General features: G+C 72.1%; 17 protein-coding genes. 12 read left to right on the forward strand and 5 right to left on the reverse strand.

Annotation, left to right across the window (positions count from 1 at the left end; all coding sequences use genetic code 11):
- Positions 1 to 4: 4 nt before the first annotated feature.
- Entirely contained in the window at positions 5 to 520 is a 516-nt protein-coding gene (locus ACGFZA_RS18795) for a pyridoxamine 5'-phosphate oxidase family protein (protein WP_393680319.1), read from the reverse strand.
- 163 nt (positions 521 to 683) lie between these two features.
- Between ACGFZA_RS18795 and ACGFZA_RS18800 the strand changes: the two genes are divergently transcribed.
- Positions 684 to 3683, forward strand: a complete 3000-nt coding sequence (locus ACGFZA_RS18800) for a bifunctional [glutamine synthetase] adenylyltransferase/[glutamine synthetase]-adenylyl-L-tyrosine phosphorylase (protein WP_393680321.1) — start codon at positions 684 to 686, stop codon at positions 3681 to 3683.
- A gap of 91 nt (positions 3684 to 3774) precedes the next feature.
- On the opposite strand, the gene ACGFZA_RS18805 is transcribed toward ACGFZA_RS18800, so the two are convergent.
- Together ACGFZA_RS18805 and ACGFZA_RS18810 are read right to left on the reverse strand one after the other, a co-directional pair.
- Complete coding sequence (locus ACGFZA_RS18805; RefSeq protein ID WP_393680526.1) at positions 3775 to 4695, reverse strand: phosphatase PAP2 family protein; 921 nt, start codon at positions 4693 to 4695, stop codon at positions 3775 to 3777.
- A 135-nt stretch (positions 4696 to 4830) separates the two neighbouring features.
- Positions 4831 to 5898, reverse strand: coding sequence for a LacI family DNA-binding transcriptional regulator (locus tag ACGFZA_RS18810; protein ID WP_385280418.1), 1068 nt, complete (start codon positions 5896 to 5898; stop codon positions 4831 to 4833).
- 382 nt (positions 5899 to 6280) lie between these two features.
- Here ACGFZA_RS18810 and ACGFZA_RS18815 point away from each other — a divergent pair, with 382 nt between their 5' ends.
- The 10 genes from ACGFZA_RS18815 (at position 6281) to ACGFZA_RS18860 (ending at position 20998) form a co-directional block, all read left to right on the forward strand.
- Entirely contained in the window at positions 6281 to 7558 is a 1278-nt protein-coding gene (locus ACGFZA_RS18815) for an extracellular solute-binding protein (protein WP_393680324.1), read from the forward strand.
- Positions 7559 to 7579: 21 nt separating this feature from the next.
- Positions 7580 to 8596, forward strand: a complete 1017-nt coding sequence (locus tag ACGFZA_RS18820; protein ID WP_393680326.1) for a carbohydrate ABC transporter permease — start codon at positions 7580 to 7582, stop codon at positions 8594 to 8596.
- Positions 8593 to 9474 carry a sugar ABC transporter permease gene (locus tag ACGFZA_RS18825; RefSeq protein ID WP_385280412.1) on the forward strand — a complete coding sequence of 294 codons (882 nt, stop codon included), beginning with the start codon at positions 8593 to 8595 and terminating at the stop codon, positions 9472 to 9474. The genes ACGFZA_RS18820 and ACGFZA_RS18825 overlap by 4 nt, the downstream gene beginning before the upstream one ends.
- 103 nt (positions 9475 to 9577) lie before the next feature.
- Positions 9578 to 11302, forward strand: coding sequence for a glycoside hydrolase family 13 protein (locus ACGFZA_RS18830; protein WP_385280409.1), 1725 nt, complete (start codon positions 9578 to 9580; stop codon positions 11300 to 11302).
- A complete protein-coding gene (locus ACGFZA_RS18835) occupies positions 11287 to 12354 on the forward strand; it encodes a LacI family DNA-binding transcriptional regulator (protein WP_385280406.1) in 1068 nt (355 codons plus the stop codon). The genes ACGFZA_RS18830 and ACGFZA_RS18835 overlap by 16 nt, the downstream gene beginning before the upstream one ends.
- 206 nt (positions 12355 to 12560) lie before the next feature.
- Positions 12561 to 13076: a nucleotide exchange factor GrpE gene (gene grpE, locus ACGFZA_RS18840; RefSeq protein WP_385280403.1), complete on the forward strand. Its 516-nt coding sequence runs from the start codon at positions 12561 to 12563 to the stop codon at positions 13074 to 13076.
- A gap of 50 nt (positions 13077 to 13126) precedes the next feature.
- The gene (locus tag ACGFZA_RS18845) at positions 13127 to 14701 is read left to right on the forward strand and encodes an Hsp70 family protein (protein WP_393680330.1); all 1575 of its coding nucleotides are present in this window, start codon (positions 13127 to 13129) and stop codon (positions 14699 to 14701) included.
- Positions 14702 to 14724: 23 nt separating this feature from the next.
- On the forward strand, positions 14725 to 17406 hold the full coding sequence (locus ACGFZA_RS18850) for a hypothetical protein (RefSeq protein ID WP_393680332.1): 2682 nt from the start codon (positions 14725 to 14727) through the stop codon (positions 17404 to 17406).
- A gap of 152 nt (positions 17407 to 17558) precedes the next feature.
- A complete protein-coding gene (locus ACGFZA_RS18855) occupies positions 17559 to 18485 on the forward strand; it encodes a hypothetical protein (protein WP_393680334.1) in 927 nt (308 codons plus the stop codon).
- On the forward strand, positions 18482 to 20998 hold the full coding sequence (locus tag ACGFZA_RS18860) for a hypothetical protein (RefSeq protein ID WP_393680336.1): 2517 nt from the start codon (positions 18482 to 18484) through the stop codon (positions 20996 to 20998). The genes ACGFZA_RS18855 and ACGFZA_RS18860 overlap by 4 nt, the downstream gene beginning before the upstream one ends.
- Before the next feature lie 67 nt (positions 20999 to 21065).
- Here ACGFZA_RS18860 and ACGFZA_RS18865 read toward each other — a convergent pair whose 3' ends face one another.
- Complete coding sequence (locus tag ACGFZA_RS18865; protein ID WP_393680338.1) at positions 21066 to 21857, reverse strand: hypothetical protein; 792 nt, start codon at positions 21855 to 21857, stop codon at positions 21066 to 21068.
- Between the two features lie 5 nt (positions 21858 to 21862).
- Positions 21863 to 22255 carry a hypothetical protein gene (locus ACGFZA_RS18870; RefSeq protein WP_393680340.1) on the reverse strand — a complete coding sequence of 131 codons (393 nt, stop codon included), beginning with the start codon at positions 22253 to 22255 and terminating at the stop codon, positions 21863 to 21865.
- A gap of 95 nt (positions 22256 to 22350) precedes the next feature.
- On the opposite strand from ACGFZA_RS18870, the gene ACGFZA_RS18875 reads away from it, so the two are divergent.
- Positions 22351 to 26859, forward strand: coding sequence for a CHAT domain-containing protein (locus ACGFZA_RS18875; RefSeq protein ID WP_393680342.1), 4509 nt, complete (start codon positions 22351 to 22353; stop codon positions 26857 to 26859).
- The last annotated feature ends 37 nt before the right edge of the window (positions 26860 to 26896 follow it).

A 26896-nucleotide genomic window follows, 5' to 3' on the forward strand; every position in this document is an offset into this window, starting at 1 on the left:
GCGCTCAGGCGAAGCGCCACCGGGTCTGGGTGAACGGGTCGCCCTTGCCGAAGCCGAAGACCGTCCGCGGGGGCACCGCGAAGACCTCGGCCCGGTTGCCCTGGGCGCCGACGAACGCGCCGTCCGCCACGTCGAAGCGCCAGTCCGTGCCGTACTTCTCCTCCCACGCCTTCGCGAGGCCGGCCAGCCTGTCCGCGTCGGTCACCCGCTCGGCCCGGCCCTCGACCACCACATCGAGCCCCTCGGACCAGGCATTGCTTCCGGTCGTCAGGACCACCTCGTCGTTGGCCGCCAGATTGCGGGCCTTGCGCTCCTCGGAGCCCGTACAGAAGTGCAGCGCGCCCTGCCACCAGACACCGATCAGGGGGGTGACGTGCGGGCGGCCGTCCGGGCGGACGGTGCTCAGCCAGTACAGCTCGGCCTCGGACAGCAGCCGCTGCGCGCCGGCCCAGGGGCTCGGCCCCGCGCCGGGGCTGCTGTAACGCGGGTCCAGCTCGGCGACGGGTTCGGACGGGGACATGGCCGGGCCTTTCGGTCGGGTCTGGAAACGATCCTGCCTACGGAGTACGGACTGCGCACCCGCTCCGAACTCATCGGTGCGGGACCGGAACCGACCGGCACCCGAGGGGCGGACTAAGCTCGTAGAACCGGTGGTGATCGGGCGGCGGGCAGGAGAGCGCGGAATGACGACGTTGCCAGGGCGCAGGAGCAGTACGTTCACCCGGCTGCTGCGGCACGGATTCACCGATCCGTCGGCCGCCGAGCGGCTCCTGGACCTGCCGGAACTGTCCTCCGTACGCACCGACCCCGTCCTCCTCGACGCACTGGGGGCCACCGCCGACCCCGATCTGGCGCTGCGCGGGGTCGTCCGGCTCGTCGAGGCCGAGGAGGCCGACGAACGGCAGATCCTGCTGGACACGCTCGTCACCGCCAAACCCCTGCGGGACCGGCTCCTCGGGGTGCTCGGGGCATCGGAGGCGCTCGGCGACCACCTGGCCCGGCATCCGCGCGACTGGCAGGCCCTCGTCACGTACGAAGCGGCCGACCTGCACCCCGGGGTGCCCGAGTTCGAGAGCGAACTGGCCGGCGCCGCCGATCCTGACTCCCTGCGCGTCGCCTACCGCAGGTGCCTGTTGTCGATAGCGGCACGCGACGTGTGCGGGACGACGGACGTCGCCGAGACCGCCGCCGAGCTGGCCGACCTGGCCACCGCGACGCTCCGGGCCGCGCTCGCCATCGCGCGGACGGCCACGCCCGCCGACGCCGCGCAGTGCCGGCTCGCCGTCGTCGCGATGGGCAAGTGCGGCGGACACGAGCTGAACTACGTCTCCGACGTCGACGTCATCTTCGTGGCGGAGCCCGCCGACCACACCGACGGCGCCGGGGAGAGCGAGGCCATGCGGGCCGCCACCCGGCTGGCCGCGCACATGATGCGGATCTGCTCCGACACGACCGTCGAGGGCACCATCTGGCCCGTCGACGCCAATCTCCGGCCGGAAGGCCGCAACGGGCCCCTCGTGCGCACACTCAGCTCGCACCTCGCCTACTACCAGCGCTGGGCCAAGACCTGGGAGTTCCAGGCACTCCTCAAGGCCCGGCCGGTGGCCGGTGACCCCGAGCTGGGCGCCGAGTACGTGGAGGCCGTCTCGCCGCTCGTCTGGCAGGCCGCCGACCGCGAGAACTTCGTGCCCGACGTGCAGAAGATGCGGCGCCGCGTCGTCGACACCATCCCCGCCGACCGGGTCGACCGCGAGATCAAGCTCGGTCCCGGCGGACTGCGGGACGTCGAGTTCGCCGTCCAGCTGCTCCAGCTCGTCCACGGCCGCAACGACCCCTCCCTGCGCAGCGGATCCACGCTGGAGGCCCTGGGCGCGCTCGCCCGGGGCGGATACGTGGGGCGGGTGGACGCCGCCCAGCTGGACGACGCCTACCGCTTCCTGCGCACCATGGAGCACCGCATCCAGCTCTACCGGCTGCGCCGTACCCACCTGGTCCCGGTGGACGAGCCGGACCTGCGGCGGCTCGGACGCTCCCTCGGCCTGCGTACCGACCCCATCGCCGAGCTGAACCAGGCGTGGAAGCGGCATGCGTCCGTGGTGCGGCGGCTGCACGAGAAGCTGTTCTACCGGCCGCTGCTCGATGCCGTCGCCCAGCTCGCACCCGGCGAGTCCCGCCTCAGCGCCAAGGCCGCCGCGCACCGCCTCGAAGCCCTCGGATACGAGGACCCGGCCGCCGCCCTGCGGCATCTGGAGGCGCTGTCCTCCGGGGTGTCGCGCAAGGCCGCCATCCAGCGCACGCTGCTGCCGGTGCTGCTCGGCTGGTTCGCGGACTCGGCCGACCCGGACGCCGGACTGCTCGGCTTCCGCAAGGTGTCCGACGCGCTCGGCAAGACCCCCTGGTACCTGCGGCTCCTGCGGGACGAGGGCGCGGCGGCCGAGAACCTCGCCCGGGTGCTGTCCGCCGGCCGGCTCGCCCCCGACCTGCTGCTGCGCGCCCCCGAGGCGGTGGCGATCCTCGGTGACCCGCAGGGGCTGAACCCGCGCAGCCGGGACGCTCTGGAGCAGGAGGTGCTGGCTGCGGTGGGGCGGGCCGAGGACGCCGAATCGGCGGTGGCGGTGGTCCGCGGAGTGCGCCGGCGGGAACTGTTCCGTACGACGGCCGCGGACCTCATCGGCTCCTACGGCACCGAGGACAGCCCGGCCGAACCCGACCCCGGGGCGCTCGTCGACCGGGTCGGCAGCGCCGTCACCGATCTGAACGCCGTCACGATCGCCGGCGCGCTGCGCGCCGCCGTCCGCGCGGAGTGGGGCGACACCCTGCCCACCCGGTTCGCGGTGATCGGCATGGGCCGCTTCGGCGGCCACGAGCTCGGCTACGGCTCCGACGCGGACGTCCTGTTCGTGCACGCGCCCCGGGAGGGCGTCGACGAGCAGGAGGCCGGCCGGGCCGCGAACCGGGTCGTCGCCGAGATGCGCAGGCTGCTCCAGCTGCCCACCGCCGATCCGCCCCTGCTCATCGACGCGGACCTGCGCCCCGAGGGCAAGAGCGGCCCGTTGGTGCGCACGCTGAAGTCGTACGAGGCGTACTACCGGCGCTGGTCGCTCGTCTGGGAGAGCCAGGCACTGCTGCGCGCCCAGCCGATGGCGGGCGACAGCGATCTGGGCCGCGACTTCATCGAACTCATCGACCCGCTGAGGTACCCCGTGGAGGGGCTCGGGGAGGACGCGGTCCGGGAGATCCGGCGGCTGAAGGCCCGGATGGAGTCCGAGCGGATGCCGCGCGGCGCGGACGCGACCCTCCACACCAAGCTGGGCCGCGGCGGACTGAGCGATGTGGAGTGGACGGTCCAGCTGATGCAGATGCAGCACGGCTGGGCGGAGCCGGGGCTGCGGACCACCCGTACGAGGGAGGCGCTGGCGGCGGCGTGTGCGGCGGAGCTGATCTCCGGGGAGGACGCGCAGACGCTGGACGAGGCGTGGGTGCTGGCGACACGGGTCCGCAACGCGGTGATGCTGGTGCGCGGCCGGCCGGCCGACACGTTCCCCTCCGGGCCGCGGGAGCTGACCGCGGTGGGACGGTACCTGGGGTACGAGCCGGGGCACGTCGGGGACATGCTCGACGACTATCGGCGGATCACGCGGCGGGCCCGGGCGGTGGTGGAGGAGCGGTTCTACGGGGCGTGAGGGGCCCTGGTGGGGCGTTTCGGGGCGGCCGCCCCGGGCCCCGCTACTCAGTCCGCTCGGTCGCCGGAAGGGCTTGAATCCGGCCCGTACCTCAGTCGCCGGAAGGGCTGGAAGCGGCCGGGTGGCTCTTGAGCCGGCCCGTGCGGCGCCTCGTCACCGCGGCCAGGCGCGGCCGGCGGGTGCGTTTCGGGGGAATCAGCTTCGGCAGGTGGTGCGGCAGCGCCCCGTACCAGGCGTACGACACCGCGTAACCGAAGGCCAGGCACGCCATACCGCCCACCGCGTCCAGCCAGAAGTGGTTCGCGGTCGACACGATCACCATCAGGGTCACCGTCGGGTAGAGCAGGCCCAGGATGCGCGCCCACGGGGCGGAGGCCAGCGCGAAGACGGTCAGGCCGCACCAGAGCGACCAGCCGATGTGCATCGACGGCATCGCCGCGTACTGGTTCGACATCTGTTTGAAGTTGCCCGAAGCCATCGAGCCCCACGTCTGGTGGACCATGACGGTGTCGATGAAGTTGCCGCCGTTCATCAGCCGGGGCGGGGCCAACGGGTACAGGTAGTAGCCGAGCAGGGCCACCGCCGTGGTCGCGAACAGCGCCAGGCGGGCCGGTGCGTAGCGGCCGGGATGGCGGCGGAACAGCCATACGAGCACACCGATGGTGACGACGAAGTGCAAGGTCGCGTAGTAGTAGTTCATCGACACGATCAGCCATGTCACCGAGTTGACCGCGTGATTGACCGACTGCTCCACGGCGATGCCCATGAACCGCTCGACCGACCAGAGCCAGTCGGCGTTGGACAGGGCCGCCGCCTTCTGCTCGGGGACGGCGTTGCGCACCAGGGAGTACAGCCAGTAACTGACCGCGATCAGCAGGATTTCGAACCAGAGGCGTGGTCGCCGGGGCGACCGTGGGGCACGCAGGCCCGCCAGGCCCCGGTCGAGCAGTCTGCCGATCCGGTTCGCTCCGCCGTTCTGCTTCGCATTCGCCTCAGGAGCCGCCTCGTTCACGATGGGTGACGGGGTGGCCGCCGTACGGCCTTCCTGTGGTTTCACGCTCAATTCACCCATAGGCACAGAGTCTGCCAGATTCGCCCCCTCCGCCCGATGATCCTCCGGTGGGGAGCGGGTTGCACGTCCTGCGGCTTACGAACGTGCGTGGGATCCTGGAACAGCCGGGGCGGCGGAGGCCGCGCCGGGACCGGGTCCCGCCGCTGTCGAGCCGCGTACGACCAGTTCCGGCATGAAGACGAACTCGCTGTGCGGGGCGGGGGTGCCGCCGATCTCCTCCAGGAGCGTGCGCACCGCGGCCTGGCCCATCGCCGTCACCGGCTGACGGATCGTGGTCAGCGGCGGGTCGGTGAACGCTATGAGCGGGGAGTCGTCGTAGCCGACCACCGAGAGGTCGCGCGGCACGTCCCGGGAGAGCCGGCGGGCGGCGCGGATCGCGCCGAGCGCCATCATGTCGCTCGCGCACACCACCGCCGTGCAGCCCCGCTCCATCAGCGCCGAGGCGGCCGCCTGGCCGCCCTCCAGCGTGTAGAGGGAGTGCTGGATCAGTTCCTCGACCTCGTCCGCGGTGAGGTTCAACTGCTCCTGCATCGTGGCGTGGAAGCCCTCGATCTTGCGGAGCACGGGGACGAAGCGCTTCGGGCCGACCGCCAGGCCGATCCTGGTGTGGCCCAGCGACACCAGGTGCGTCACGGCGAGCCGCATCGCGGCCCGGTCGTCCGGTGAGATGAACGGCGCCTGCACCTTGGGGGAGAAGCCGTTGACCAGGACGAAGGGGACGCCCTGGGCGCGCAGTTGTTCGTAGCGCTGCATGTCGGCCGAGGTGTCGGCGTGCAGTCCGGAGACGAAGATGATGCCGGAGACGCCCCGGTCGACCAGCATCTCCGTGAGCTCGTCCTCGGTGGAACCGCCGGGTGTCTGGGTCGCCAGCACCGGGGTGTACCCCTGTCGCGTCAGCGCCTGGCCGATGACCTGGGCGAGCGCCGGGAAGATGGGGTTCTCCAGCTCGGGCGTGATCAGACCGACCAGACCCGCGCTGCGGCGGCGCAGTCGTACGGGCCGTTCGTAGCCGAGGACGTCGAGCGCGGCAAGGACGGATTCGCGGGTGGTCGCGGCAACACCGGGCTTGCCGTTCAGTACACGGCTGACCGTCGCTTCGCTGACCCCCGCCTGAGTTGCGATATCGGCAAGCCGTGCGGTCATGGGACTGGACTGTACCGGGCGTGGGTCGGATTGCCCACCATGGCCGGGAATCGGGCGAGAGCGTCCGCGCGGGCCCCTGCGCGCAGGGCTGACGGCCGACGGCTCCCACCCCTCGTAGCAACGTCTTGCAAGGTCTTGCGAGGCCGGATTGCGGGCTGCGGTCAGATCGTCGCACTGCGGAATCGGCCGTGGTGGCCCGCTACTGCCAGGGATCGGGTCCTCCCGTCAAGAGGCTTGACGGCAACCGTGAGGACACGCGAATGTAACGATCGCCGGAGCTTGCAGAAATCTTCCGCAAACTCTTTCGGCCTTCTTTCATCCTTGTTACGTTCACGTCGACCCGGCGCCGCGACGGAGCGGTACGGCAGTTGAAGGAGTTCAGATGCGACGTGGCATAACGGCCACCGCCCTGGTCGCGGCCCTGGCGCTCGCGGCGACCGCCTGCGGCAGCGATGACGACAGTTCCAACGGCACGTCCAAGAGCTCGGGCGAGCTCTCCGGCACCGTGACGTGGTGGGACACCTCCACCGCGGGCAGCGAGGACAAGGTCTTCAGGAAGATCGCCGAGGGCTTCGAGAAGGAGCACCCGAAGGTCGACGTCAAGTACGTCAACGTGCCCTTCGGTGATGCCCAGAACAAGTTCAAGAACGCCGCCCAGTCCGGCTCCGGCGCCCCCGACGTGATCCGCTCCGAGGTCGCCTGGACCCCCGAGTTCGCGGACCTCGGCTACCTCGCCCCGCTGGACGGCACCGCCGCCCTCGTGAAGCAGGACGACTTCCTCAAGCAGGCCGCCGCGTCCACCAAGTACGACGGCAAGACGTACGCGGTGCCGCAGGTCATCGACTCCATGGGCATCTTCTACAACAAGAAGATGTTCAAGGAGGCCGGCGTCGAGGTTCCGAAGTCGATCGACGAGCTGAAGACCGTCTCGAAGAAGATCAAGGAAAAGACCGGCAAGACCGGCTTCTACCTGCGCGGCGACGACGCGTACTGGTTCCTGTCCTTCCTCTACGGCGAGGGCGGCGACATGGTCAACGCCGCCGACAAGTCCGTCACCATCGACGACGCGGCCGGCGTCAAGGCCATGAAGGTCGTCAAGGACCTGGTCGACTCCGGCGCCGCGAAGACCGACGCGACGGACGGCTGGGAGAACATGCAGTCGTCCTTCAAGGACGGCGACGTCGCGATGATGATCAACGGCCCGTGGGCCGTCGCCGACACGTACGCCGGCAAGGAGTTCAAGGACAAGGCGAACCTGGGCGTCGCCCCGGTCCCGGCCGGCTCCGCCGCGCAGGGCGCCCCGCAGGGCGGCCACAACCTGGCTGTCTACGCCGGTTCCAAGAACCTCGACGCCTCCTACGCCTTCGTCGACTACATGACCTCCGTCAAGACGCAGGCCCAGGTCACCAAGGAGCTCAACCTCCTGCCGACCCGCACCTCGGCCTACGCCGAGGAGGCCGTCGTCGACAACGAGATCGTCGGCTTCTTCAAGCCGGTCGTCGAGAGCGCCGTCGAGCGCCCCTGGATCCCCGAGACCGGCAGCCTCTTCGCGCCGCTCGTCACCGAGTACACCAAGGTCCTCACCGGCCAGACCTCCCCGGAGAAGGCCGTCAAGACGACGGGCGACTCCTACCGCAAGCTCCTCAAGGGCTGGAAGTAACTCAGGAAGGCAGGCCGACTGATGGCTGTCCACACCAGCCAGTCGGTGGCGAAGGCCGCGGGCGACGACGTCGCCCGCGGCCGGAGCCGCGGTACTGGTAACCCCCCGCCGCCGAGCAGGCTCCGGCGGGCTCTGTCGACGCACTGGTACGCCTGGACGATGGTGGCCCCGGTCGTCGTCGTGATCGGCGTGATCATCGGGTATCCGCTGGTCCGCGGCATCTACCTGTCGCTGACCGACGCCAACGAGCGCAACGTCGCGCGGTCCATCGGTGTCAACCACATGCCCGCCACGTACGAGTTCGTGGGCCTGGACAACTACGCGGACGCGCTCACCGGCGACCAGTTCCTCGGCACGCTCGGGTGGACCCTGGTGTGGACGGTCTCCTGTGTGGCCATCACCTTCGCCCTCGGTATGGCGCTCGCCAACATCCTCAACCGCAGGATCGCCGGGCGCTCCGCCTACCGGATGGCCCTCATCCTGCCCTGGGCCATCCCCGGCTTCGTCTCCGTCTTCGCCTGGCGCTTCCTCTACAACGAGGACCGCGGCCTGCTCAACAAGATCCTCTCCGGCGGCGGCTTCGACGGCATCGCCTGGCTCGACGACCCCACCTGGGCGAAGGTCTCCGTGATCGCCGTCAACGTGTGGCTCGGCGTGCCGTTCATGATGGTCGCCCTCCTCGGCGGACTGCAGTCCATCCCCACCGAGCACTACGAGGCCGCCGAGATGGACGGCGCCACCGCCTGGCAGCGCTTCCGCCACATCACGCTGCCCGGACTGCGGCCGGTCTCCACGACCGTGATCCTGCTGTCCACCATCTGGACCTTCAACATGTTCCCGGTGATCTTCCTGCTGACCCGCGGCGGACCTGGTGACGCCACCCAGATCCTGGTCACCCAGGCGTACAAGTTCTCCTTCGAGATCAGCCCGCGCGACTTCGCGCAGTCCTCGACGTGGGGCGTGCTGATCCTCGTACTCCTGCTGCTCTTCGCCGCCGTGTACCGGCGAGTCCTCCGCACCCAGGGAGACGACTGGTGACCACCACCGCACCCACCCCCAGCGCGCGGCACTCCGCGCCCAAGGTCCGGCTGCGCGGCGAGCGTTCTCCGCTGGCCTCCACCGCACTGCACCTGACGCTCATCGTCGCGTCCGTGATCGCGGTCTTCCCCGTGCTCTGGGTCCTGCTCACCTCGCTGAAGCCCGCCGAGTTCGCGACCACCACGGACTTCTTCAAAGAGACGACCTTCGAGAACTACACGAACCTGCTCCAGAACACGAAGTTCCTGACCTGGTTCGGCAACTCCGTGGTCGTCGCGGGGCTCACCACGCTCCTCGGAGTGATCGTCTCCGCCTCCACCGGCTACGCGGTCAGCCGCTTCCGCTTCCCCGGCAAGCGCGGACTGATGTGGACGCTGCTGATCACCCAGATGTTCCCGGTCGCCGTCCTCATCGTGCCGATCTACAACATCATGGCCGGGATGGGGCTGCTCAATAAGCCGGCCGGTCTGGTCATCACCTACCTCACCATCTCGGTGCCGTTCTGTGCCTGGATGATGAAGGGCTTCTTCGACACCATCCCGCGCGAGATCGACGAGTCGGGCCAGGTCGACGGCCTCACCCCGTTCGGCACGTTCTGGCGGCTCATCCTGCCGCTGGCCAAGCCGGGCCTCGCCGTCACCGCGTTCTACTCCTTCATCACCGCCTGGGGCGAGGTGGCGTACGCCTCCGCCTTCATGGTCGGCGAGGACAACCTCACGCTCGCGGGCGGACTCCAGCTGTTCGTCAACCAGTACGGGGCCCAGTGGGGTCCGATGACCGCCGCGTCCGTGCTCATCGCGATACCCGCGGCCCTGGTCTTCCTGTTCGCGCAGAAGCACCTCGTCACCGGCATGTCCGCCGGAGCCGTCAAGGGCTGAGGGCCCGTCGCGGCAGCACGACCCGCACGCACCAAGTCACGGTGGCGCCGGCATCCCGACCCGGTCCCGGCGCCGCCCCCCACCCAGACACCCCAGGGACGACATGACCCAGCACCTCGCTGCCCCCTCCACCGGCACGTCCGACGACGCCCCGGGCCACCGCACCGGCTGGTGGCAGGACGCGGTGATCTACCAGGTCTATCCGCGCAGTTTCGCCGACGGCAACGGCGACGGCATGGGCGATCTCGCAGGCGTCACCGCCCGGCTCCCGTACCTCAAGGACCTCGGTGTCGACGCGGTGTGGCTCAGCCCCTTCTACGCCTCCCCGCAGGCCGACGCGGGCTACGACGTCGCCGACTACCGGGCCATCGACCCCATGTTCGGCACGCTGCTGGACGCCGACGCCCTGATCCGGGACGCCCACGACCTGGGCCTGCGGATCATCGTCGACCTGGTGCCCAACCACTCCTCCGACCAGCACGAGTGGTTCAAGCGCGCGCTGGCCGAGGGCCCCGGCTCCGCGCTGCGCGAGCGCTACCACTTCCGCCCCGGCAAGGGTGCGGACGGCGAACTCCCGCCCAACGACTGGGAGTCCATCTTCGGCGGCCCCGCCTGGACCCGCACCACCGACGCCGACGGCACGCCCGGCGAGTGGTACCTCCACCTCTTCGCGCCCGAGCAGCCCGACTTCAACTGGGAACACCCGGCCGTCGCCGACGAGTTCCGCTCGATCCTGCGGTTCTGGCTCGACATGGGCGTCGACGGCTTCCGGGTCGACGTCGCGCACGGTCTCGTCAAGGCCGAGGGGCTGCCCGACCTGGGTGCGCACGACCAGCTGAAGCTGCTCGGAAACGATGTCATGCCGTTCTTCGACCAGGACGGTGTGCACGAGATCTACCGCAGCTGGCGCACCATCCTCGACGAGTACCCCGATGCAATGGGGCCCGAAGGGCCTTCGTCGGAGGGGCGGCGGGCGACGGGCGGGCGTATCGCGGTGGCCGAGGCCTGGACCCCCACCGTCGAGCGCACCGCCAACTACGTGCGCCCCGACGAGATGCACCAGGCCTTCAACTTCCAGTACCTGTCGACCGCCTGGGACGCCGCCGAGCTGCGCGCTGTCATCGACACCTCGCTGAACGCCATGCGCCCGGTCGGCGCCCCCACCACCTGGGTGCTCTCCAACCACGACGTCACCCGGCACGCCACCCGGTTCGCCAACCCGGCCGGCCTCGGCACCCAGATCCGCACCGCGGGCGACCGCGGGCTGGGCCTGCGCCGGGCCCGTGCGGCCAGCCTGCTGATGCTGGCGCTGCCCGGCTCCGCCTACGTCTACCAGGGCGAGGAGCTGGGCCTGCCCGACGTCACGGACCTGCCCGACGAGGCCCGCCAGGACCCGTCGTTCTTCCGGGCCGAGGGCCAGGACGGCTTCCGCGACGGCTGCCGGGTCCCGATCCCGTGGACCCGCGAGGGCAGTTCGTACGGCTTCGGCGACGGCGGCAGCTGGCTGCCGCAGCCCGCCGGCTGGGGCGAGCTGAGCATCGAGGCCCAGACCGGCGCGGCCGGCTCCACCCTGGAGCTGTACCGGGCCGCGATCGCCGCCCGCCGGGTCCACCCCGGACTCGGCGCCGGAACCGAGGTGGAGTGGCTGGACGCCCCCGAGGGCCTGCTGGTCTTCGCCCGCCCCGGCTTCGTCTGCACCGTCAACACGACGGGCGCCCCGGTCCGTATCCCCGTACGCGGCACCGTCCTGCTGTCCAGCACGCCGGTCGCCGCCGACGGCGCCGAGATCGAGCTGCCGGCCGACACCACGGTGTGGTGGACGGTGTGAGTGTTCCCCTGCCGCGAGGCCCCGGGACGGGCGGCGCGCTGAGACTGTCGGACATCGCCGGCCAGGCGTCCGTCAGCGAGGCGACCGTCAGCCGGGTGCTCAACGGCAAGCCGGGCGTCGCGGACACCACGCGTCAGCGGGTGCTCGCGGCGCTCGACATCCTGGGCTACGAACGCCCGGTACGGCTGCGGCAGCGCAGCGCCGGGCTGATCGGACTGGTGACGCCCGAGCTCACCAACCCGATCTTCCCGGCGTTCGCGCAGTCCGTGGAGCAGGTCCTGGCAGGCCACGGCTACACACCGGTGCTCTGCACCCAGCTGCCCGGCGGCGCCACCGAGGACGAGCTCGTCGAGCAGCTCGTCGAACGGGGCGTCGGCGGCATCGTGTTCCTCTCGGGACTGCACGCCGACACCTCGGCCGACCCGGCGCGCTATGCCGCGCTGACCGACCGCGGCGTGCCGTTCGTCCTGATCAACGGCTACAACGAGCGGATCAGTGCCCCGTTCGTCTCGCCCGATGACAACGCTGCCGTACGGATGGCCGTCGGGCACCTCGCCGAACTCGGCCACCGCCGGGTCGGTCTGGCCATCGGGCCGCAGCGCTACGTGCCCTCGCGCCGCAAGCGGGACGGCTTCGTCGACGCCGCGGTCTCGTTGCTGGGCCTGGACCGCGCCGACGCCGAAAGCCTGGTCTGCTCCACGCTGTTCAGCGTCGAGGGCGGCCAGGTGGCGGCCGGTGCGCTGCTGGACCAGGGGTGCACCGGCATCGTCTGCGGCAGCGACCTGATGGCGCTGGGCGTGGTGCGAGCCGCCCGGGACCGCGGGCTCGACGTGCCGCGGGACGTGTCCGTGGTCGGCTTCGACGACTCGCAGCTCATCGCGTTCACCGACCCGCCGCTGACGACGGTGCGCCAGCCCGTGCAGGCGATGGCGGCGGCCGCGGTGGGCGCGCTGCTGGAGGAGATCGGCGGAAGTCCCGTCCAGCGCACGGAGTACGTGTTCCAGCCGGAGCTGGTGGTGCGGGGATCGACCGCGGCGGTACGCGGTATCTGAGCGGGGCGTGAGCGGGGCCGGGTCCGGAGGGGGGACCCGGCCCCGACGCGCGTCCGGGGCGGGCCGGCGTGAACGGCGGCACCGCCCACCGCCGTCCGTACTCCGGTACCGACCGGTCCCGCAGGCACCGAATTTGCGGGAAGAGGTGATCCGGCCGGGCTCCGGAAGCTACTGTCGAAAGAGCCTTTCGGTGGGGAGGGGGAACGATGTCCGAGGCGTCAGCCGAAGCGGTTACGGCAGAGGCAGCCGGTGAACTACCTGATCTGGCAGCCGAGTTCGTGGCCGCGCTCACGCGTGAGCAGGATCTGGCCGAACTGCGTGAGGGCGTGATCGAGCGGCTGCACACAGAATTGGAACAGCTGCGCCGCGGAGAGGTCGAGCACGCCCTCGACGTCGTACGCCGCCCGCTGATCCGCCTGCACGACCAGATCCAGCGGCAGGCCGAGCTCGTCGACGGCCCCCTGAGCGTCGAGGATCTGCGCACCCTGCTTCGCGCGCTCGCCGACGAGGCCGCGGACGCACTGGCCGCCACCGGCGTCGACCGGTACGCGGCCCAGGTGGGCGATCCCTACGACGCGGGGCGGCACCGCCCGGTCGGCCGGATCCCCGCCGCGTCGCCGGAGCAGGACCGCGAGGTCGGCCAAGTCGTCTCGGCGGGCTTCGAGCAGGGCGACCGGGTGGTGCGCAAGTCCGAGGTCATCGTCACTCATTGGGCGCCCTGACGGGCCGGCCTCCGACCTTTCCAGCCGTCCATCCCAGTGAGGATCCCCATATGGCCGTCTACGGAATCGATCTCGGCACGACCTACTCCTGCGTCGCCAGCGTCGACGATGTCGGCCGGCCCACCGTGCTACGAAACCTGGAGGGTTCGGACACCACTCCCTCCGTGGTGTATTTCGAGAACGAGGACCAGACCGTGGTCGGCCAGAGCGCCAAGGACGCCGCGGTGCTGGACCCGGAGCACGTCGTCCGGCTGATCAAGCGGGACATGGGAGAGTCCGTGGTCCGCACCTTCCACGGCAGGCCCTTCACGCCCGAGGAGATCTCCGCGCGTATCGTGCGCAAACTCGCCGACGACGCCCGGGTCAGCGGGGGCTCCGAGGTCCGGGACGTGGTCATCACCGTGCCGGCCTATTTCGGGCTCGCGGAGCGGGATGCCACGCGCAAGGCGGGCGAGATCGCCGGTCTGCGGGTGCTGGACATCGTCGCCGAGCCCATCGCCGCCGCGCTCGACTACGGGGCACTCGACGCCGCCACGGGGGGCGACCGGACCGTCCTCGTCTACGACCTGGGCGGCGGCACCTTCGACACCACCGTGCTGACCCTGCGCGGGACGGACCTGAAGGTCCTGTGCACCGACGGCGCCAAGGAACTCGGCGGATCCGACTTCGACGACCGCGTCGTGCTGCACCTGGTGGAATCCTTCCGGGCCAAGTTTCCCGATGCCGAGGACCCGTTGGCGGACCAGCACTCCGAGACCCAGTTGCGCCGGGACGCCGAGGAGGCGAAGAAGGCCCTCTCCTTCCGCTCGCAGTACACCGTCCGCGTCATGCACCAGGGACTGGTGACCGAGGTCGAGCTGACCCGCGAGCTGCTGGAGGAGCTGACCTCCGACCTGCTCGACCGGACGGTCGAGATCACCCGGCGCACCCTCGCCGTCGCCCGCGAACGAGGGGTCACGCACTTCGACGAGGTGCTGCTGGTCGGCGGAGCGTCCAAGATGCCCGCCGTGACACAGCGGCTGCACGAGGCGTTCGGCTTCGATCCCCAGCTGCACAACCCTGATCTGACGGTGGCGCGCGGCGCCGCCCTGTACGCACTCGATCGTGCCCTTTACGCCATCAGCTCCGGCGAGTTGCGTGCCGCCGACGCCCCCGACGTCCCCGACACCGGCCGGATCACACGGCAGGCGTACCAGGTCTCGACCGTGGCCTCGCGCGGTTACGGCATCCGCGTGCTCGACGTCGAGACCGACCGCTCCTACGTCACGCACCTCGTCCACGCGAACGACAGCCTGCCGGCCGCGGTGAACGAGGACTTCTACACCGTCTCGGACAACCAGCGCCGGGTGCACATCCAGGTGATGGAACAGGCGGGCGCCGTCGAGTCCGAGCAGCTCGAGCACAACACCGTGGTAGCCGAGGGAGATCTGGAGATCCCGCCGGGCAAACCCGCCCGGTGGCCGTTCGCCTGCGAGTTCTCACTCAACAGCTCAGGTCTGCTCGAAGTGGTGGCCACGGAACGTGAGACGGGCAAGCGCCTCCATCTGTCCGTACAGATCGGCGGCATGACCCAGAACGACGTGGACGAGGCCCGCACCGCTCTGGCCCAGGAACGGATCGCCTGACGGCGGCAGGGCGAGGCCGGATCATGGCGTTCGACGAAACGAGCTATCGGCGCGACGTACTCGACGCGGGCCTGCCGGTCCAGGAGGACCTGCGGCACCGCTATCAGCTCCCGAAGGACCTGACGGCCCCGGCAGTCGTCGAGACGGTGCAGGAAGTACGGGCGTGCTGGCGTCGCCAGCGCACCCGGCTGACCTACCGGGCGGTCATCGAGGAGCTGGAGGCGGCCCATCTCGTCCACCAGGCGCTGTTCGAGGCGGCGCAGGGAGGTGATCTGGCTCCCCTGCACGCCGCCCTCGCCGAGCAGGGCGTGCGCGCGGCCGCCGCGAAGGGGCAACTGATCTCGACCCTCACCGAGGCCGCGGAGGGACTCGGGCTGATCACCGACGAGACGCGGCGGCAGGCCGGCGCCGTTCACGGGGCGAACGCCTCACGGGTCGACGCCGCCCTCGCCACCCTGTCCGTCGTCGTGGCCGCCCCCGACAGCCTGCCCCGTGACCTGCCGCATCCCGCCTACACGCGCTGTGCACGGCACCTTGCCGTGCTGCGCCTGCGTCACCTCGCCGACTTCCTCTCCGCGAAAGGACCCGGTGGGCGCCTGACCGAGCCGCTGCGGCCCTTCACCGGGCCCGGTCCCGGGGAGGACGAGCTGGAGGCAGCCGCCCTGCGCTGGGGGCGCCTGCCGCACAGCGCCGCCCACACGGCGGCCCAGGCCGTCGCCGCAGCCGCGCGCAAGGTCCTCGCGGACGCGGGTCCCGAGGGCCTGCGGGCCGTTCTGCTTCACGAGCTGGCCGAGCCGCTGCGGGCGCGGCGGGCCGCCCGTGCGGGGGCGCGCAGCCTGCTCGCGTACGCCACTGACGAGCTCTCGGTGGCGCCGCCGGACGCCCGCAGGCTGGTCTTCGCCGTGCTGCACGAGCAAGCCGCCGATCCGGTCACCACCCGGCTGCGCTCACTCGTCGCCGACGGGCTGCTCTCCGAGGCCGCGGCGGTTCTCGACCGGCTACCACCGGAGGCGCTGCCGCAGGCGGCGGCGGCGCTGGCCACGCAGGTGCGCGACACGCTGGCCGAGGCATGGCAGCTGAGCACCCACGCCTCCATCCGCTCGGTCGACGCGCCCGATCTCGCCTGGACGCTGCTGGACCAGGCCGAGGCCCTGGTCAGGGACCTGCACCGGATCGACGAGGTGCGGCGCTCGCTCACCGTGCGGCCCGTGCCGCGGGTGACGGCGACAGCGGACCCCGAGGGCGTACTGGTTGCCTGGGAGCCCACCCCGTCGACCGCCGGTCAGCCGCAGTACGTGGTCGTGCGCAAGGTGGGAGGCGCGCCGCGATCCGCGAGGGACGGGGTGGCGCTGGCGGTCCCCGCCGAGGGCGGGTGCCGACTGGTGGACACCGACGCCCCGGTCAACGCGCCGGTCCACTACGGTGTCGCGGTCCGGCGCGCGGCCGAGACGGACGGCCCGCTGTCGGACCTCGCCGTCTGCGGCCCGCTGCGGTACCGGCCGGAGGTCCGGGCGGCCGTCGTGGAGGCGGAGGACGGTGTGGTGACGGCCCGTTGGCTGCTGCCGGCCGAAGCCCGGTCCGTGCGTGTCGTCGAACGGTCCGGCCCCGGGCGGAACCGGACCGTAGCAGCCCAGCGGGGCGGCTTCACCGACCGGGAGCTGCCCAACGGCGTCGCCCACCGCTACCTGGTCCAGGTGCTCTACCTCGAGGACGACGGCACGGTGTCGGCGTCCGAGGGCAGCTGGCTGACCGCGACCCCGCTCGGCCCGCCCGAGCCGGTCACCGACCTCGCGATCATTGCCGTACCCGAGGAACGGTCGCTGTTCGAGGCCCGGTTCGAGCCGCCGCAGGGCGAGGTCCGGCTCTACGCCTTCGACGGGCCGCCACCCTGGCCCGTGGGGCAGCGCCTGCGTCCCCCGGAGCTCGATGTCCAGGGCGTCAGGCTCAGGGCCCGTCCCTTCAGCGGCGGCCTGCGCTTTCGGCCGCCGCACCACAGCAGTGTCGTCCTCGCAGCCACCGTCGCGGGCGACCGGGCCGTGGCCGGTGCGCGCGAACTGGTGGTGGCGGTCCCGGAGCTGAGTGAGGTCACGGCGGCCCGGGGCCCGGGCGAGGCCGTGGTCCACTTCGGCTGGCCGCCGGACGGGCCGACCGAGGTGGAGTTCACCTGGACCGCCGCCGACGGCGCACCGCGTCGGCACGTCGTCACCCGACTCGGCTACCTGCACATGGGCGGGGCCCGGCTCCCGGTCCCCGACGGTGCGGCCGTCGAGATCGAAGTGCGCCCGGTCGGCAGGGTGCGTGGCCTGCGCGCGGTGGGCGCACCGCTGCGGCTCGACCTGCCCGCGCGCATCGAGATCGGCTACACGCTCGCCCTCCGGAGGCTGCCGGGACGGTCGTCGGTGCGGGCGGTCTTCACGTCCACCGCCCCCGTGCGGGTGCCAGGACTGCTGCTCGTCGGCTCGCAGGGCCCTTCCTGGCCGCTCGCCGCCGGCGACGGCGAGACCCTGGCCGAACTCGGCGCCGTGGAGCTGGGACCCGGCACGGCGGCCGTACTCACGGCCAGGCTGCCGCGGGGGCACACCTCCTGGCTGCGCTGCTTCGCCGTCGGCGAGGAGCCCGGCGAGGAGGCGGTCCTCGTCGATCCGCCCACGAGCCGGCTACGGATCGCGGCCGGGCGGGCGGAGCGCAACCGATGGCGATCCTGAACCGCGGCGCGGACAGCTGGGTGTGCCCGTCGTGCCTGCGGCGGATCACTCGCGCCGACCTAGGATTCCGGTGCGTCCGCGGTGGCTGCGGCGGCGGCCGGTCCGCTGCCGGTCCGCTCCTGTCGGCGGGGCTCTGCGACACCTGTGGCCGTATGACCTCACGGCCCCACTGCGGGCGGTGCGGAGAGCGGCTGCCCGAGGGCTACCTCCAGGACCGCGCTCGCGTCGTGGTCCTCGCCGGCCCGGCGGGCAGCGGACTCAGTACCTTCACCGCCGTCGCGCTGCACGAGCTGCGCCACCGCCTCGGCGAGGAACTGGGCATGGCGCTGCTGCCCTGCGACGACCGTACGGCCACCGATGTGCGGCGGTACGAGCAGCCGCTCTACGAGGACGCGCACCTGCTTCCCGCAGCCCTCCCGTCCGGGGCGTCACGCCCGCTCGTCCACCGCCTGAGCCGTCGCACCGGCCGGCGCGAGCGGGCTCTGACGTTCGTGCTGCTGGAGACGTCGGAACGGTGGTCCGCGGGCGGCGATCCGGCCGAGGGCGTGCAGCGGAGCCTGGCCGGGGCGGACGCGATCGTGCTGCTGCTCGACCCGCGGGATCTGACCGGCGCCGTGTCCCGGCCGGCCGGACGGCCGCCGACAGCGGACTCCGCACAGGTGGTGGAACGGGTGCTCGACCGGTTGCGGACGGCGGGAGCCGGGCACCCGGACGGCGGGCGGATTGCTATCCCGGTCGCCGTCGCGGTGGCGAAACTTGACCTGGTCGCCCCGCAACTGCCGCCCAACTCGCCTCTGCACCGGCGGCGTTCCCCCGGCCCCGGGTTCGATGGCGTCGACCGTTCGGCGGTGGACACGGAGCTGCGGGCGCTGCTGACACTGTGGCAGAGCGACGGCATCGACCAGCGGTTGCGTGAAGGCTGCGCGGACTACCAGCTCTTCGCCTTCTCGGCGTTGGGCCGCGCGCCCCGCGGCGATGCGGCACCGCCCGGTGGACCGAGGCCGCACCGGGTCGAGGACCCGCTGCTGTGGCTGCTGTACCGGTTCGGCCTGCTCGATCACGCGGGACGCGAACGGTGAGGAGGCCCGAGCTGCCCGAGCGCGTGCGCGGGACGGCGGCGGGGCTGCGTGCCAAGGCCCGGAAGGCGGGTGAGTGGATCGAGACCGCCCTCGGGGTCCTGGTCATGCCTCTCGCCCTCTTCGCGGTCTGCGTCATGATGCTCCTGTTCCCGGCCCTGGGTTTCGCCTTCTACTACGTCTGCGGAGTGCTGCCGCGACTGATCTGGCGTCATTTCCGCTCCGTGTGGAGGCTGTCCGAGGGCGGCCCGCCCGGAGCGGCGGTCACGGGTGGCGAGCCGGCCGGGGTCCCGTACCTGCACCGGGCCGGCCCGCGAGTGTTCCGGGCTCTGTGGCAGGACGCACGGGAGGAGTACGCCAAGGAAGCGGTGAGCGCGCTCAAGCGCGACTACCAGATGTTCACTGCGAAGGACCGCCCTCGCAGACGCCTCGAGGTCTTCGGAGACCAGTGCCTCGGCCTTCTCGGTTGCATTTATCGCGGCTTCTGGACCCTGGTGGTCGTGCTGGTGACGGCCGTTCTCTTCCTGTCTGCGCTGCTGCTCCACCTCCTGGTCTGGGTTGTGCTGACGGCCGGCTTTCGGGCCTTCTGCGGGCTCTGTCTGGCGGCCGACCGGGCCGGCCGACGGCTGACCGGCACCGCCACCGTGTGCCCGCACCCCGAATGCGGGCGGTTCGTGGCCCTGCCCGTGAGGCTCTGCCCCGGCTGCGGCGCGCGGCACCGGCGGCTCGGGCCCGACCGGAACGGCGCCCTGCACCGCACCTGCCGCTGCGGCATGCGGCTGCCCGCGGCCATCGTGTCCGGCGTCCGGCGGCTGGACGCCCGGTGCCCGCACTGCTCTCGTCCGATGCTGCGGGGGGACGGCCGAACCCATCTGGTCCTGATCGCGGGGGCACCCAATTCCGGGCGCAGCGTCCTGGTCCGCAGCGGTCTGGTGCAACTGGCCCGGCGGGTGAGGTCGCTGGGCGGAAGCGTCGGCGGCGGGGTGCCGGGTGCCGCCGCGACCGGCCTGTTCGGGCTGCGCGGCGGACGCCGTTCCCTCGTCCTGCTCGATCCGCCGGGGTCCGCCTTCGCCGAGCAGTCGCAGGTGGATGCCGTGGACGGTCTGCGCCACGCCCATGGCCTGGTGCTGGTGATCGACGGGCCGGCACTCTCCGCCGTACGGCGTGCCTCGACCGGCGAGGACCGGGAGCGGATCTCCTCGGTGCCGAGGGCCGCACAGGAACCGGGCGAGACCGCCGAACGCGTGCTGCGTAACGTCGCTTCCCTTCCCGCGGACCGCCGCCCGCGGCGCATCGCCGTCGTTCTGACGAAGACGGCCGCGCTCCGCCGTACCTCGGCAGGTGCCGGGCTCGCGGACGGCGACGACGCCGTCCGGCAGTGGCTGGTGAACGCGGGGGCCGGGAACCTGGTCCGTCTGGTGGAGGAGTCCGCGGTCCCCGTACGGTTTCTGGCCGACGAAGCGGGAGCGGACGGGGAGACGGATCTCGGCGGACTGCTGCTGTGGACGGCCGGTGTCCCCAAGGGTTCCCGGCGGCGGCGGGTCGTGCCACGGCTGCGCCTGCCGCGGCCGGTTCGCGGGCGCCGCCCCGCCGCGGCCCGGACCGGGCGCGCACGCTACACGCTGCTGCTCTCTCACGTCGCCGGCTTCGTGGCTCTCCCGTTGACGCTTGTCCTGCTGCAGACCGCGGCTCTTCCGGCCACCGCGCTCTTCGGTCTGCCCGCGGCCTACGACCGGTGGGCCGATCCCTTGCCCGGATTCACTCGCGACCATGACCTGACGGAAATTCACCAAGGCGTCAAATGGCCGACGTTCACGGCCAGCTATGCGGCAGAGGGCACCTCGCCGGCCGGACCGCGGACGGGGGTCATCGGACTCTGGTCGACGGTCGGCAGCCTCAATGCCTCGGACTGGCTGGGGGTCGACTTCGGCTTCCCGCTCCCGGTCTCGCGCGTCGAGCTGGTGCTCGGCGGGGTGGACCCCGGCAGACTGGAGATCCAAACGCCGGACGCCGCCGGCAAGTGGGTGGCGCGGACCGTTGAGCACCATGTCACCGAGCTCGTCCCACGTCTGGCCCAGGACGAGATCGAGGTCGGGCTGACCGCGTCGGCGATCAGGATCGTCGTTCCGGAGACCGACGATCCCACAGGGGTGAGCATCAGCACGCTGCGCGTCTGGTCGCCCTCCAGCCGACTGCTCCGGCTGCGGCCCAGCGGGTCCGGCCTGCTGCTCACCAGCACGGTGAACCGGGCGGTGGCCGTCGACGTCCGCCCGCCGGTGCTGCCACCCGGCTGGCGCGCCGCGTCCGCCGGTGCTCCGCCGCGCCGAGTCCCCGCCGGGGCCACCGTCTCCGCCGGCCCGCGCCTGATCGCCGAAGCCGACGCGCGCGCCGGTCCGGTGCGGTACGCGGTGCGCATCACCGAGGACGGGCACACGGCCACGGCCGTCTGCGTGGCGTGGGTGACTCCGGCGGCCTCGGGGCCGAGGGCGGAGCCGATCGTCTGCGACGGCGGCTGACGCCGCCCGATGGGGCGGTCGGCGGGACGAGCACCGGTGACCGGGCCGCCACCGCACACCGGCCCGCTCAGGCGTTCCGGGCGCGCACGACGGCCTCCGTGGTGCTCCCGAGTACGTCACCCGCGTGCCGCAGCCACCGCCAGGAGGCCAGCCAGGCCAGGGCGCCCACGACCGCGGCGGGCCACCAGCACACGCTCAGGGCCAGGTAGGCAAGGCTCCAGACCATCGCCTCGCACGCGCCGTCGTAACCTTCGCGCGCTTCGACGAGGGCGGCGCGGGATGAATCCGACAGGTCCAGCAACAGGTCGACCCACGATGTCTCGACGTCCAGGCCGCGCAGCTCGCGCACCCGGTCCGCGGTGGACCGAAGCCGGTCGCCCGTCCACGTGGGGGTCTTCGGGGCGATCCTCGCGCTCGCCGCCGCGCGCGCCTCCAGCCTGGCGGCCCGCAGGACCTCCCCGCGGCCCCGGCTGCGAAGGGCGTCGTCGCGCAGCTCGTCCGGCGACCGCCAGCGCCGCACGCGCAGTGCCCGGACGCGCTCGCTCAGGGGCGCGAGCCACCACGGCCACGCACCTGCGGCCAGGACGCTCACGACCTGCGCCGCCACGGGGACGGCGAACGCGCCCGCGGCCACCGTGATCGCGTAGAGCAGCAGGGCCGTCGTGGTGTGCGCCGGGGCGCCGCCCTCCGTGCCGAGGTACCGCTCCAGCCTGCGGGCGGCGAGCCCGGCGTCGTACCAACGGGACTGGCCGAGTCCGCCGACGAGATACGCGACCGCGACGAAGAGGGCGGACGGCAGCAGCCGTCTGAGGAACCAGCGGTCCGGGATACGGCTCTGGAGTGCGAGCAGCAGGCCCATGCCGCTCAGTCCGTCACGAAGCGCATCGCCCGTCCCAGCAGAGCGCACTCCGGGGCGGGCGGCTGTTCGCCGCCTCCCTCGAAGCGCTGCACGCGTGAGCAGGAGTGGTCGGGGCACACCCAGCCGGTGACGCGGCGCCCGGTGACCGGCCACTCCTGGGCGCCCATGGGTGTGGTCAGGCCGAGGCCGCCGGGGATGCCCGCTTCCTCGACGGCCTCGTGCAGGAGCCGGACGGCGGCGTACCAGCTCTCCGTGTGCGGTTCACCGGAGGTGACCGACTCGACCGCCCGCGCCCAGTCCGGGCCGCCGAGGTGTTCGTCCAAGGAGGCGAACTCGACGCACAGGTACTCGACCGCGTCCTCGTAGGCCTGGCGCCGCCGGCGCTCCTGTTTGCTCACCTGCCACGCCCCGCCGTGAGCACGCCGTGCCCCCTGATCCCGAACTCCACTGGAAAATCACTCCTCTGAGGAATCGTCAGAATATGATACGTGCCATGTCCGACGACGAGCTGGCCGAGTTGGCAGGTCGGGTGGGCTCCCGGCTCAGCGAGGCCGAGCAGGCACAGGACCTCGGAGTACTGCTGGGTGAAGACGCCGCAACTGATGCGCTGAGACTGCTCGCCGGGGCGGCACCCGCACCTGACGTGGAGGTCCCCTTCGGCCCCCTCCTGCTCGTCTGCTGGACGTACTGGTACCGGGCGAGCGCCGGTGACCGGAATCCGGCGGCGGACGAGGAAGCGGTGTTCGCCCTCGCTCTGCGCAACCTCCTGCGTCCGCTGCTGCCCGATCCGAGTGTGCTGCCGGATCTGCCCCCGGAGATCGCGGAGTCGGAGGCCGACAGGTTCGTACGCCTGTCAGGTTTCGCCTGCATCATGGGCTCCGTCTGCGGCGGCCTGGCCCTGCGGGCGATGGAGGACGGCGGCGCGGCCGCGGCCACCCCGCTGTTCGATCAGGCGCTTGCCTGGCTGTTCGACGCGCTCGTCGTCATGCCCCCTGACCACGAGGGCTTCGGCGACGTCTCCATCACGCTCGTCGTCGTACGCATGCAGCGCTTCGAGGCGCTGGCCGAGCCCGATTCGCTCACGGCCGCTGCACGGACCGCCGCCAAGGCGTGCGTTCTGGTGCCGGCCGGTCATCCCCGCCAGGGCGGCATGCTGCCGCTCATGCTCGATGTGGTCGTCCGGGCCGCGGTACTGCTCGGCGAGCCGTCCCCGGGCCGGGTCGAGGAGCTGTGGCGTACGTGCGGGATCACGCCGACATCCGAAACAGTCGAAAGAATGGAGCAGTTGAGGGAACTGTGGCGCGCCGCCCGGCATGACCCCGCGGAGCTGCACGCCGGGACCGGGCTGCTGCTCAGCGTGGCGGCCACCGAGAGCGGCGAACTGTCCACCCTGGCCTGCGCGGCCGTCCGTGTCCGGGCCGCGCTCGCCACGCTGCCGCCGGACCACTCGTCGCGCGGCGCGTTGGCCGCGACGCTGCACACGGTCCTCGGCCGGCTCGGGCAGGATGCCGAGGGGGCTCCCGGGCCTGCCGCGCAGGTACGGGAGCGGATCGAGTCGGCGATCCTGCGGTACTTCGGCCTGCAGAGCAGGGAGGAAGGTCACCGGGCCGGTGAGATGAACGCGCTGCTCAACCGGATCCTTCCGCTGGCGGAGGAGTTGGCCCTCGACCACGGCCTGCCCGGCCTGCCCGCCGACCTCCACGCTGCCATCGCCTTCGCGGACTGCCTCGGCGACCCGGCCGCCGACGACCCCACGGACCAGCCGCTGGAACGCCTCGGCCGTTACCGCCGCGCATTCGACGCGCTCGCACCGGACGACGCGGCACGCCCCGTGTACGGGGTCGTCCTGGCGGCCGCGGCCCGGGGCTGCGCCGGGACCATGGGGGATGACTCGGCGCAGGAAGCGGCACAGTTGGGTGCGCTGGCCACCGCGGTCACCGCGGAAACGGCGGCCTGCGCACCGGTCGGCTTCGAACCCCTCTCCTGGCTTCGGGCCGGGCAGTTGACCGAGGCGGCGGTGGGCGCGCTGTGCACGCTGACGGAGCCGGTGTGGTCGGCGGAGGCGGAGCACGCGCTGGACCTCATGGGCTGCGAGGCGCTGCGGGGGCTGGCCGATTTGCTCACGCAGGCCGGGGCATGGATCAGGCAGGAGCTGGGGGGCGACCTCGCGGGAATCAGGGCGATGGTCAACCTCGTGGGACCGGAGGGCAGCGAGCAGCCCGGCCTGGACTCGATGGTCCAGGACCTCCGGACCGCGTTCGACCGGCTGGGCGGGGACAAGGACCTGCGCGAGGCGGGGGGCGACCTGCTGAGCGCGACCCTGGGCACGGTCAGCCCGGACGACGTGGACGTGCGGACCCTCACGGAGGCGGTCGGACTGCTGCGGCAGGTCTACGAGCAGTCGGACCGGCCCTCTGCGGCAGTGGCCACCCGGCTGCGCGAACTGCTCACGCTGCTGGGTCTGGTGACCAGCGATCCGGACCTCGTCATGGAAGCGGCGGCCATCCAGGAGGACATGGCGCAGTCCGGACGGGGCAGTGAGCCGGGGAGTGCCGAGGAGACCTTCAGGGCCGCGTATTTCACGGCGCTGAACGGACTCATCGGCTATGTCCTCAGCCATGATCAGGATCAGCTGGAACGTGTCCGGGAGCTGCTTCCGGACCTCATCGAGCTGGGCGAACGGGCGGACGCCTGCCAGGAACCCGGCATGGGCGAGCAGCGTATCCAGGCCGAGAGCCTGAGGGACCTGATCGGACTGGTCGGCCCGGGCGGCGGCCCCGCGACCGGCACCACGGACGAGGAGGTCGAGCAGTGCCGCCGGAGCCTCTCCGCGGCTCCTCCGGGGCAGCGCAGGGGGTTCGCGGGAATGACGCTGGTCAGAGCGCTGATCCAGCGGTCCATGGCCGTGCGTGCCGACGACCCGGACCGTGGCACCCGGCTCGTCGACGAAGCCGACACCGTCATCGGGATGATCACGGGCGAAGTGGAGGCGAACATGATCGCGCTGATGCGCGTGATGATCGCCCTGCAGCGCATCCGGCCCGGCGACCCGATCGACCTCGGTGATCTTCCGCCGGTACCCGATACCGGCCGAGAGCGCTCCGGGACGCTGTCCGACCTGATGGAGGACGTCGTGTCCCCCCTGCTGGGCTCCCTCCGTACCGAGGACCGGCTGGAACGGAACATCGAGACGCTGCGCAGTCCGCTCCAATCGGTCTGGATACGTGCTCACGCCGGCATCGCCGCCGCGGTGAGGTGCGCCGACACGGTCACGTCGGACGTCGATCTCGCTCTGTCGCTGGGGGCGGAGACCGTGGGTCTGCTGGAACGGGTGACCGACCGGGGCGGTCCGCGGCCCGCGGCCGAGCACGGCCTCCTGGGATTCGACGGCGATGTACGCGGACTCACCGCGATGATCGCGGCCAATCTCCTGCACCGCCGCGGCACGGCCCAGCTGGAAGTGCTGCGAAGGCGACTGCGAGAGGCGGCGGAGCGCGCCGGTCGCGGCGGCGCGGACGAGGGCGGGAGCAGGCGTGACGGCGACACCGTGGATGACAGCGGGAGTGGGGACGACGAGGACGCCCTCCTGGCGGGGTTTCCGGCCGGGGGGCTCATCCGTACCGTCCGCGGCCCCCGCATCGACGCGGCCGTCGCGCTGCACGAACGCGGCCGCGGCCTGCTGCTTGCCCGCCGGCTCGAATCCCGTACGGACATCGGCGCACTTGCCGAGGCGCATCCCGCTCTCGCCTCCCGGTTCACCCAGCTGACCGCGCAGTTGGAGGAGGGCGCCCCCAGTGGGGCCGGCCGGGCCCGTCTGGCGGGCCGGCGGGCCTCGGCGGAACTGGACCGGCTCATCGAGCGGATCCGGACGGAACCGGGGTTCGAGGACTTCCTGGGGCCACTCCCGCCGGACCGCCTGCGCGAGCTCACGGCCGAGGGGCCGGTCGTCGTCCTCAACCACGCGCGCGGCCTGTCGTGCATCGCGTTCGTCGTCACTCCCCAAGGGGCGACCGCCCTTCGTCTCGATGCCACGGCGCAGGAGGTCACCGACGCGGCGGAGCAGTTCCGCGCGGCGATCGAGTCGGTCTACGCACGGGGCAGCCGGCGGCTGCCGCCGTCTCAGTTGATCGCGGCCCGGGACACGGTCCACCGCCTCCTCGGATGGATCTGGCACTCCGTGGTGGAACCCGTACTCGACGTCCTGCGCCGCGACAGGGCGGCGGGGCCCGACGAGGCCGGCCCCCCGCGCATCTGGTGGGTGCCGACCGGGCCGTTCACGGCGCTCCCGTTGCATGCGGCACAGTGCCTCTCCGGGGACTGCGAGAAGGGCCGCTGCGGCAGCGCGCTCGACACGGTGGTGTCCTCCTACATCCCGGGATTCCAGACGCTGGCCCACGCCCGTTCCCGGGCCGCCCGGCGCCAGGGCTCGGGGGCGGAGCACGCGCTGATCGTCGCGGAATCGGACGAGGTGCTGCCCGGCTCCGTGGCCGCCGCACGCCTCACGGCGGATGCGCTCGACCGTCCCAACCTGCTCATCGGAGAGGCCGCCACCCGCACCGACGTCCTCGCCGCCCTGGAGAGTGCGCAGTGGGTGCAGTTCGGCTGTCACGCCCACAGCCCTCCCGAGGAACCGACGGGCAGCTGGATCCAGTTGCCGTCGGGGGAGGCATTGTCGGTGGTGGACATCTGCCGTATCCGGCCCGGGTCCACCCGGCTCGCCGTGCTCACCGCCTGCGGCACGGCACGTAGCTCGACCCGGCTCACCGATGAGGCCGTGCAGGTCTCCAGCGCGTTTCTGCTGGCCGGATACCCCGAGGCCGTCGGCACCCTGTGGGAGGTGGAGAGCACTCGGATCGGTGCGTTCCTGAGCGCCTTCTACGGCCGGGCGCCGGCCGGAGGACCGACCGCCGCCCACGCGGTGCACTATGCGGTCAGGGAGCTCCGCGACCTTGCGCCGGACCGGCCGTACGAGTGGGCCGCGTACATCCACGCGGGAGCCTGAGCGCCGAAGCCGCCGGTTGCCCTGTGGGCGGCGAGGC

The organism is Streptomyces sp. NPDC048211 (assembly GCF_043202315.1).
In the GTDB taxonomy this organism is placed as follows: Bacteria; Actinomycetota; Actinomycetes; order Streptomycetales; family Streptomycetaceae; genus Streptomyces.

Excerpts from the sequence above, each read along its gene's own strand:
- ACGFZA_RS18795 (WP_393680319.1), bottom strand. The coding sequence starts at position 520 with ATGTCCCCGTCCGAACCCGTCGCCGAGCTGGACCCGCGTTACAGCAGC.
- ACGFZA_RS18800 (WP_393680321.1), top strand. The coding sequence starts at position 684 with ATGACGACGTTGCCAGGGCGCAGGAGCAGTACGTTCACCCGGCTGCTG.
- ACGFZA_RS18810 (WP_385280418.1), bottom strand. The coding sequence starts at position 5,898 with ATGACCGCACGGCTTGCCGATATCGCAACTCAGGCGGGGGTCAGCGAA.
- ACGFZA_RS18815 (WP_393680324.1), top strand. The coding sequence starts at position 6,281 with ATGCGACGTGGCATAACGGCCACCGCCCTGGTCGCGGCCCTGGCGCTC.
- ACGFZA_RS18820 (WP_393680326.1), top strand. The coding sequence starts at position 7,580 with ATGGCTGTCCACACCAGCCAGTCGGTGGCGAAGGCCGCGGGCGACGAC.
- ACGFZA_RS18830 (WP_385280409.1), top strand. The coding sequence starts at position 9,578 with ATGACCCAGCACCTCGCTGCCCCCTCCACCGGCACGTCCGACGACGCC.
- grpE (WP_385280403.1), top strand. The coding sequence starts at position 12,561 with ATGTCCGAGGCGTCAGCCGAAGCGGTTACGGCAGAGGCAGCCGGTGAA.
- ACGFZA_RS18845 (WP_393680330.1), top strand. The coding sequence starts at position 13,127 with ATGGCCGTCTACGGAATCGATCTCGGCACGACCTACTCCTGCGTCGCC.
- ACGFZA_RS18850 (WP_393680332.1), top strand. The coding sequence starts at position 14,725 with ATGGCGTTCGACGAAACGAGCTATCGGCGCGACGTACTCGACGCGGGC.
- ACGFZA_RS18855 (WP_393680334.1), top strand. The coding sequence starts at position 17,559 with ATGACCTCACGGCCCCACTGCGGGCGGTGCGGAGAGCGGCTGCCCGAG.
- ACGFZA_RS18865 (WP_393680338.1), bottom strand. The coding sequence starts at position 21,857 with ATGGGCCTGCTGCTCGCACTCCAGAGCCGTATCCCGGACCGCTGGTTC.
- ACGFZA_RS18875 (WP_393680342.1), top strand. The coding sequence starts at position 22,351 with ATGTCCGACGACGAGCTGGCCGAGTTGGCAGGTCGGGTGGGCTCCCGG.